6 protein-coding genes are annotated in these 7,785 nt (G+C 64.6%); 4 read left to right on the plus strand and 2 right to left on the minus strand.

Annotation, left to right across the window (positions count from 1 at the left end):
• The first annotated feature begins 46 nt into the window (after positions 1-46).
• From pimC to AC0L3A_RS39445, 3 genes are all read left to right on the plus strand, one after another.
• Positions 47-1,237, plus strand: a complete 1,191-nt coding sequence (pimC, locus tag AC0L3A_RS39435) for a pimeloyl-CoA dehydrogenase large subunit (RefSeq protein WP_007599723.1) — start codon at positions 47-49, stop codon at positions 1,235-1,237.
• A gap of 186 nt (positions 1,238-1,423) precedes the next feature.
• Positions 1,424-2,566: a pimeloyl-CoA dehydrogenase small subunit gene (pimD, locus tag AC0L3A_RS39440; RefSeq protein WP_007599724.1), complete on the plus strand. Its 1,143-nt coding sequence runs from the start codon at positions 1,424-1,426 to the stop codon at positions 2,564-2,566.
• Positions 2,567-2,691: 125 nt separating this feature from the next.
• Positions 2,692-3,465 carry an SDR family NAD(P)-dependent oxidoreductase gene (locus tag AC0L3A_RS39445; protein WP_007599725.1) on the plus strand — a complete coding sequence of 258 codons (774 nt, stop codon included), beginning with the start codon at positions 2,692-2,694 and terminating at the stop codon, positions 3,463-3,465.
• Positions 3,466-3,479: 14 nt separating this feature from the next.
• Here the strand turns inward: AC0L3A_RS39445 and AC0L3A_RS39450 are convergent, their stop codons facing one another.
• Together AC0L3A_RS39450 and AC0L3A_RS39455 are read right to left on the minus strand one after the other, a co-directional pair.
• Entirely contained in the window at positions 3,480-4,373 is an 894-nt protein-coding gene (locus AC0L3A_RS39450; protein WP_007599727.1) for a hypothetical protein, read from the minus strand.
• 1 nt (position 4,374) lies between these two features.
• A complete protein-coding gene (locus tag AC0L3A_RS39455) occupies positions 4,375-5,733 on the minus strand; it encodes an MBOAT family O-acyltransferase (RefSeq protein ID WP_007599729.1) in 1,359 nt (452 codons plus the stop codon).
• Positions 5,734-6,152: 419 nt separating this feature from the next.
• On the opposite strand from AC0L3A_RS39455, the gene glpK reads away from it, so the two are divergent.
• Positions 6,153-7,658, plus strand: a complete 1,506-nt coding sequence (gene glpK / locus AC0L3A_RS39460; RefSeq protein ID WP_007599731.1) for a glycerol kinase GlpK — start codon at positions 6,153-6,155, stop codon at positions 7,656-7,658.
• Positions 7,659-7,785 lie beyond the last annotated feature (127 nt).

The raw sequence follows: 7,785 nt of genomic DNA on the forward strand, positions 1-7,785 counted from the left end.
ATGGGTCCTGGCTTTCGCCAGGACGACGAGGAAACAGGAGGATCCGATGGATCTCGCATTCACGAAAGAAGAGCAGGCGTTTCGCGAGGAAGTGCGGTCATTCTTCCGCGACAACGTGCCGCCGGATACCCGGCGCAAGCTGGTCGAGGGCCGCCACCTCTCGAAGGACGAGATGGTGACGTGGTGGCGCATCCTCAACAAGAAGGGCTGGGGCGTCAGCCACTGGCCCAAGCAATATGGCGGCACCGGCTGGACCTCCGTGCAGCACTACATCTTCAACGAGGAGCTGCAGTCCTATCCGGCGCCGCAGCCGCTCGCCTTCGGCGTCAGCATGGTCGGTCCCGTGATCTACACCTTCGGCAATGAAGAGCAGAAGAAGCGGTATTTGCCCCGCATCGCCAATGTCGACGATTGGTGGTGCCAGGGTTTCTCCGAGCCCGGCTCCGGCTCCGACCTCGCCTCGCTGAAGACGAAGGCCGAGCGCAAGGGCGACAAGTGGATCATCAACGGCCAGAAGACCTGGACCACGCTCGCCCAGCACGCCGACATGATCTTCTGCCTCTGCCGCACCGACCCGTCCGCCAAGAAGCAGATGGGCATCTCCTTCATCGTGTTCTCGATGAAGTCGAAGGGCGTCACCGTGCGCCCGATCCAGACCATCGACGGCGGCGCCGAGGTCAACGAAGTGTTCTTCGACGACGTCGAAGTGCCCTACGAGAACCTGATCGGCGAGGAGAACAAGGGCTGGGATTACGCGAAATTCCTGCTCGGCAATGAGCGCACCGGCATCGCCCGCGTCGGCGTCTCCAAGGAGCGGCTGCGCCGCATCCGCGACCTCGCCGGCAAGGTCGAATCCGGCGGCAAGCCGATCATCCAGGACGCGGCCTTCCGCGACAAGCTCGCGGCCTGCGAGATCGAGCTCAAGGCGCTCGAGCTGACGCAGCTCCGCGTCGTCGCCGACGAAGGCAAGCATGGCAAGGGCAAGCCCAATCCGGCGTCGTCAGTGCTGAAGATCAAGGGCTCCGAGATCCAGCAGACCACCACCGAACTGCTGATGGAAGTGATCGGCCCGTTCGCGGCACCCTACGACGTGCACGGCGACGACGGCTCGAACGAAGCCATGGACTGGACCGCACAGATCGCGCCGAGCTACTTCAACAACCGCAAGGTCTCGATCTACGGCGGCTCCAACGAGATCCAGCGCAACATCATCGCCAAGGCGGTGCTGGGGCTGTGATCGATTGAATACAGGACGCTGTCGTCCCCCGCGAAGGCGGGGGACCCAGTACGCCGCGGCGGTCATGAGTACGACGGGCCGCTGCGTTTACTGGATCCCCGCCCCAGTGCGCAATTGCGCACAAGGCGGGGATGACATTTGAGGGTGAGGCGACGGCAGGGCAATCCCGCCGATTTGGAGAGAGACATGGATTTTGATCTGAACGAGGAGCAGCGGCTTCTCAAGGAAAGCATCGACGGCCTCTTGACCGATTCCTACGATTTCGAGAGCCGCAAGAAGTACATGAAGGAAAAGGGCGGCTGGAGCAAAGCCGTTTGGGGCAAACTCGCCGAGCAGGGCCTGCTCGGTCTGCCCTTCGCGGAGGCCGATGGCGGCTTCGGCGGCGGCGGCGTCGAGACCATGATCGTGATGGAAGCGCTCGGCAAGGCGCTGGTGCTCGAGCCTTATCTCGCGACCGTCGTGATCGGCGGCGGCTTCCTGCGCCATGCAGGCAGCGATGCGCAGAAGGCCGCGCATGTGCCCGGCATCGTCGACGGCAGCAAGACGCTCGCCTTTGCGCAGCTCGAGAAGAACTCGCGGTACGATCTCTTCGACGTCACCACGACGGCGAAGAAGAGGGGTGATGGTTGGGTCATCGACGGCGAGAAGTTCGTCGTGCTCAACGGCGAGAACGCAGACACCCTCATCGTGACCGCGCGCACCAGGGGCGAGCGCCGCGACAAGAGCGGCATCGGCGTGTTCCTGGTGCCGGCCAACGCCAAGGGCGTCGCCAAGAAGTCGTATCCGACCCAGGACGGCCTGCACGCCGCCGACATCACCTTCACCGGCGTCGAGGTCGGTGCCGACGCGGCGCTCGGCAATCCCGACGATTCGCTCGCGCTGATCGAGCGTGTGGTCGACGAAGCCCGCATCGCGCTCTGCGCCGAAGCGGTCGGCCTGATGGACGAGTCGCTCAAGACCACGGTCGAGTACATCAAGACGCGCAAGCAGTTCGGTGTCGCGATCGGCTCGTTTCAGTCGCTGCAGCACCGCGCCTCCGACATGTTCGTCGCCACCGAGCAGGCGCGATCGATGTCGATGTTCGCGACCATGGCTGCTGATTTCGAGGACGCCAAGGAGCGCAGCAACGCCGTTGCCGCGGCCAAGGTGCAGATCGGCAAGTCGCTGAAGTTCGTGGGGCAGCAGGCGATCCAGCTCCACGGCGGCATCGGCATGACCATGGAGGCGAAGATCGGCCATTACTTCAAGCGCCTGACCATGATCGAGAACTCGTTCGGCGACACCGACTACCATCAGCGCCGCGTGGCGGATGGTGGCGGGTTGATCTAGGGCTCTCCACCGTCATTGCGAGCGAAGCGAAGCAATCCAGAGTCTTTCCGCGGAGACGGTCTGGATTGCTTCGTCGCTACGCTCCTCGCAATGACGGAGTACGCGGCCTCAACGGAGCAACAACAATGAAAAACACCCCGTTCGATCTCACCGGCAAGGTCGCCGTGGTCACCGGCTCCAGCCGCGGCATTGGCCGCTCTTCCGCCGAACTGCTCGCAAAGCTCGGCGCCAAAGTCGTGGTCTCCTCGCGCAAGGCCGATGCCTGCCAGGACGTCGCCGACGGCATCAAGGCGGCCGGCGGCGAGGCAACCGTCATCCCCTGCAACATTGCGCGCAAGCAAGAGGTCGAGGCGCTGATCGCGGGCACGATCAAGCACTACGGCAAGATCGACATCCTCGTCTGCAACGCCGCCGTCAACCCGTATTACGGCCCGCTGCTCGACATCACCGACGAAGCCTTCGACAAGATCATGGGCTCGAACGTCAAGAGCAACATCTGGCTCTCCGCGCTGGCGATCCCGCAGATGGCCGAGCGCGGCAACGGCTCCGTCGTCATCATCTCCTCGATCGGGGGCCTGCGCGGTTCGACCGTGATCGGCGCCTACGGCATCTCGAAAGCCGCTGACTTCGCGCTGTGTCGTTCGCTCGCCGGCGAATGGGGCCCGAAAGGCGTCCGCGTCAACTGCATCGCGCCCGGCCTCGTCAAGACCGACTTTGCCCGCGCGCTGTGGGAAGACGAAGCAAATCTAAAGCGCCGCACCGCCACCACCCCGCTGCGCCGCATCGGCGAACCCGACGAAATCGCAGGCGCGGTGGCCTACCTCGCCTCGGATGCTTCGAGCTTCATGACCGGACAGACCATCGTCATCGACGGCGGCGTGACCACGGCGGCGCCGTAGCCGCCGCTCCTCCGCTACGGGCGGCGCTCGGCCAAGGTGCGTTCGATGGCGCTCTCGATGGCGCGTACGACGATCAGGGCCGAACGTTCGTCGAGATGCACGCCGTCGTCCCAACGCAGCTCGCGTCGCGGCGGATCGATCGGCAGCCAAAGCGCGCGATCCGGGAAGGCTTCGTCGACGATCTCGTTGGTGATCCGGACCATGCGCGAGCCTTCGATCTCCGGCGCAAACGGAACGTGAATCAGAAACACGCGGGTGCCGCGCCGCTGCAGTTCCTCGATGAGCTGTCTGACGTGGACCACATTCGCGCGTACCGGCACGGTCGGGTCAGCTTCGTTCATCTGCTCCAGCGCGCGGTCGAGATAGACCTTGTTGTCGAACGTGCCCGGCGGCTGGCTGAGCAGGCGATCCCGCTCGGCGCGCGCCCGGGCGGGATCGGGTTCACCGTGTTTCCAGCTTTCATAGCCCGCGACCGCTGTTCGCACCGGGCGCAGCAGCAGCGCTTCGGTGCGCGCGCCGCCGGAAAATTTCTCGATCAGCGCGCTATCCGGCTCGCGCGTCAGGACATTCGTCTCGATCAGCACGATCTTCGGCGGGGTCGGTCGGTTCGCGACGATCTCGAGACCCGTCACCGGTGAGCCGCCCGCCAGCGAAAGATTGCGGACGCGCGGCGGCGAGAAATACTCCTCCTTGAGGCGCCAGGCGACCGAGCTGCCGACCAGCACGATATCAGGCGTGGGATCCCGCACATAGCGGTTGAGGCTGACGAGGCTGCCGCCGCGGGTCGTGACCGCCGGCTGCTGCAGGGCCGAGCCGAAGCGCGCCGTGGTGAAGGCGCAGGCCAGCAGCAGCGCGGCTGCCGCCACCGCGCACTTGATCAGCCATGAAAGCGAAAAATCCTGCTGCATGTCAGAACTGGAAGTAGATGAAAGTGCTGTCGGGCCCCGCCTCGAGACAGGCGAGCGCTGCGAGCGCGCCATAGAGATACGGCTCCCATCGCCGCAAGCGGCCTTCGACGAACGCGCCGATGCCGATATGCTGGATGATAACAGGCAAGGCGTAAAGCAAAGCCAGATTGGTGAACAGTTTTGGTGGATTGGGCGCGTCCGTCGCCATGAACATTCCCTTGAGATAGCTGAGCGCGTGGTCGAAGTTCGGCAGCTTGAAGAAGATCCAGAGCATCGTGACGCAGAAGAACACGATGCCCATCCGGATCACCCGCACCGCGGGGCTTCGATCGCCCAGCAGCTTCAGGAACGGTCGTTCGATCACGAGCAGAAACCCGTGCGCCATCCCCCACAGCGCGTAGCTCAGGCTTGCACCATGCCAGAGACCGCCAAGCGTCATCACGATCATCAGGTTGAGAGTGGTTCGTGCCGGTCCATGACGGTTGCCGCCGAGCGGAATGTACAAATAGGTCCTGAGCCAGCTCGACAATGAGATGTGCCAACGCGTCCAGAACTCCGAGAATGAAATCGAGATGTAGGGCAAATTGAAGTTCACGGGCAGGCGATAGCCGAACAGCAGGCCGAGGCCGAGCGCAATCGCCGAGTAGCCGAAGAAGTCGGCGTAGATCTGGTAGCTGTAGAGGAACACCAGCAGCCAGCGGTCCTGCGTGCGCAGCGTCTCGTAGAGCGGGAAGTCCATATAGGACGTCATCTCGTTGAGATTGTTCGCCACATACAGCTTGAAGAAATAGCCGACCAGAATCCACTTCGCGGCCTCGACGAAGGCGACGTCGCCGATCCGCTTGGGAACGATCTGCGGCATGAACTGGGCCGCACGCGTGATCGGGCCGGACACCAGCTGCGGAAAGAAGATGATGTAGAGGAACACCTCGCGCAAGCGCACGGTGCGCTTCTCGCGCGTCAGATCGACCAGCAGGCTGATGTTGTGGAACACGAAGAACGAGATGCCGATCGGCAGCGGCAGCCGCAGCAGGAAGTCGATCGGCGCGGAGCCGGTCAGATGGGCCGCGGCGGCGTCAACGAACAGGAACTTGTATTTGAAGAACGCCAGCAGGCCGAGATTGAAGACGATGCCGGCCGGCATCCAGAAAGTTCGGTTATCAAACGCAAGCACGAGGCAGAGATAGGTGCCGAGCACCGCAACGAGCAGCAGCGGCAGCAGCTCGGGCTGGCCGAAGCCATAGAAGAACACGCTTGCGAGGACGAGCAGCGGGACCTGGAAGCTGCGCAGCGAAGGCAGGTAATAGACGCCAAAGACGATCGCGACGAAGACGCCGAACTGAAAAGAAGTGAAGGTCATGCCGCCCCATCTGCCCGCCCGGCATGTAGCATTTTCGCATTCTCCGTCCTAGTCCGGTGTCCCCCCCCGCTCCAGGGCAGTGGCATATGAAATTCAAAAGGACCGCGCCGCTTGCTCCGCCTCTCCCGCTTGCGGGAGAGGCCGACGCGCCCCGGGCGATGCGAAGCATCGTCCGCGCGCGGCGGGTGAGGGCTCTCACCCCTTGGGGATTCCCTCCGCAATTCTCGACAATCCCATTGCGGAGACAGCCCTCACCCCAGCCCTCCCCCGCAAGCGGGGGAGGGAGCGCACTGCCGATGCCGCCGCCCCCCCCCCGGGGAGGATCAACGCCGGCGCCTTGACCTGCTGCCGGCAATCCCGTTTTCTCTGCCCCAACACAACAACCCCTCCTCACGGGAACACGCCAAGGGCAAGCTGCCATGTCTTTCGTCCTCGCCATCGACCAGGGCACCACCTCCTCGCGCGCGATCGTGTTTCGCGGCGACATATCCATTGCGGCAAAGGCGCAAGCCGAGTTTCCGCAGCATTTCCCCGCCTCGGGCTGGGTCGAGCACGAGCCGGAGGACATCTGGACCTCGACCGTGACGGTCTGCCGCGAGGCGATCGCGCAAGCCGGCATCAGCGCAAAGGACATCGCCGCGATCGGCATCACCAACCAGCGCGAGACGACCGTGGTGTGGGATCGCGCCACCGGGCAGGCCGTGCATCGCGCCATCGTCTGGCAGGACCGCCGCACCGCCGACATCTGCGCGAGACTGAAAGCCGACGGCCGCGAGCCCGTGATCTCGCAGAAGACCGGCCTGATCATCGATCCCTATTTCTCCGGCACCAAGGTCGCCTGGATTCTCGACCACGTCCCCGGCGCGCGGGCGCGTGCCGCGCGCGGCGAATTGATGTTCGGCACCGTCGATTGCTATCTGCTGTGGCGCCTCACCGGCGGCAAGGTGCATGCCACCGACGCCACCAACGCCTCGCGCACGCTGTTGTTTAACATCCACACCGGGCAGTGGGACGACGAGCTCTTGGAGATCATCGGCGTGCCGCGCTCGATGCTGCCCGAGGTGAAGGATTCCTCAGCCCGCTTCGGCGAGAGCACGCCGGATCTGTTCGGCGGCGCGATTGCGATCTCCGGCATCGCCGGCGACCAGCAGGCCGCGACCATCGGCCAGGCCTGCTTCCGTCCGGGCATGATGAAATCCACCTACGGCACCGGCTGCTTCGCCCTGCTCAACACCGGCACCACGCCCGTGGCCTCGAAGAACAAGCTGCTCACCACCATCGCCTACCAGCTCGGTGGCAAACGCACCTACGCGCTCGAAGGCTCGATCTTCGTCGCAGGTAGCGCGGTGCAGTGGCTGCGCGACGGCCTCGGCATCATCAAGCACGCCGCCGAGACCGGACCTCTCGCCGATCAATCGGATTCGATGCAGAGCGTCTATCTCGTCCCGGCCTTCGTCGGCATGGGCGCGCCGTACTGGAATCCGCGCGTGCGCGGCGCGCTGTTCGGCCTCACCCGCAACACCGGCCCGGCCGAGCTTGCCCACGCCGCTCTGGAAAGCGTCTGCTACCAGACCTTCGACCTCTGGGCCGCGATGCGGGCCGACTGGCCGAGCTCGGAGGTGGCGAGCGTGGTCCTCCGCGTCGATGGGGGCATGACCGCATCCGACTGGACCATGCAGCGCCTCGCCGACCTGCTCGACGCGCCGGTCGACCGCCCCGTGATCCAGGAGACGACGGCACTGGGCGCCGCCTATCTCGCGGGTCTCGAGGCCGGCGTCTATCCCGAACCGACCAAGTTCGCCGACAACTGGCGCCTCGAGCATCGCTTCAAGCCGAACATGAGCCAGGCGACGCGCGAGCGGAAGCTGGCGGGCTGGGCGAGGGCGGTGAAGGGCGTGCTGGCGAGCGACGAGGGCGAGGGTTAGGCCGATCTCGTAGCCCGGATGGAGCGCAGTGAAATCCGGGGTTCTCTGGAAGCGATTACCCTGACGCCGCGATGAACGAGGCGTATCCACAAACTCCGCCGTCGTCCTGGCGAAAGCCAGGACCCAT

The organism is Bradyrhizobium sp. MI1.3 (assembly GCF_055811695.1).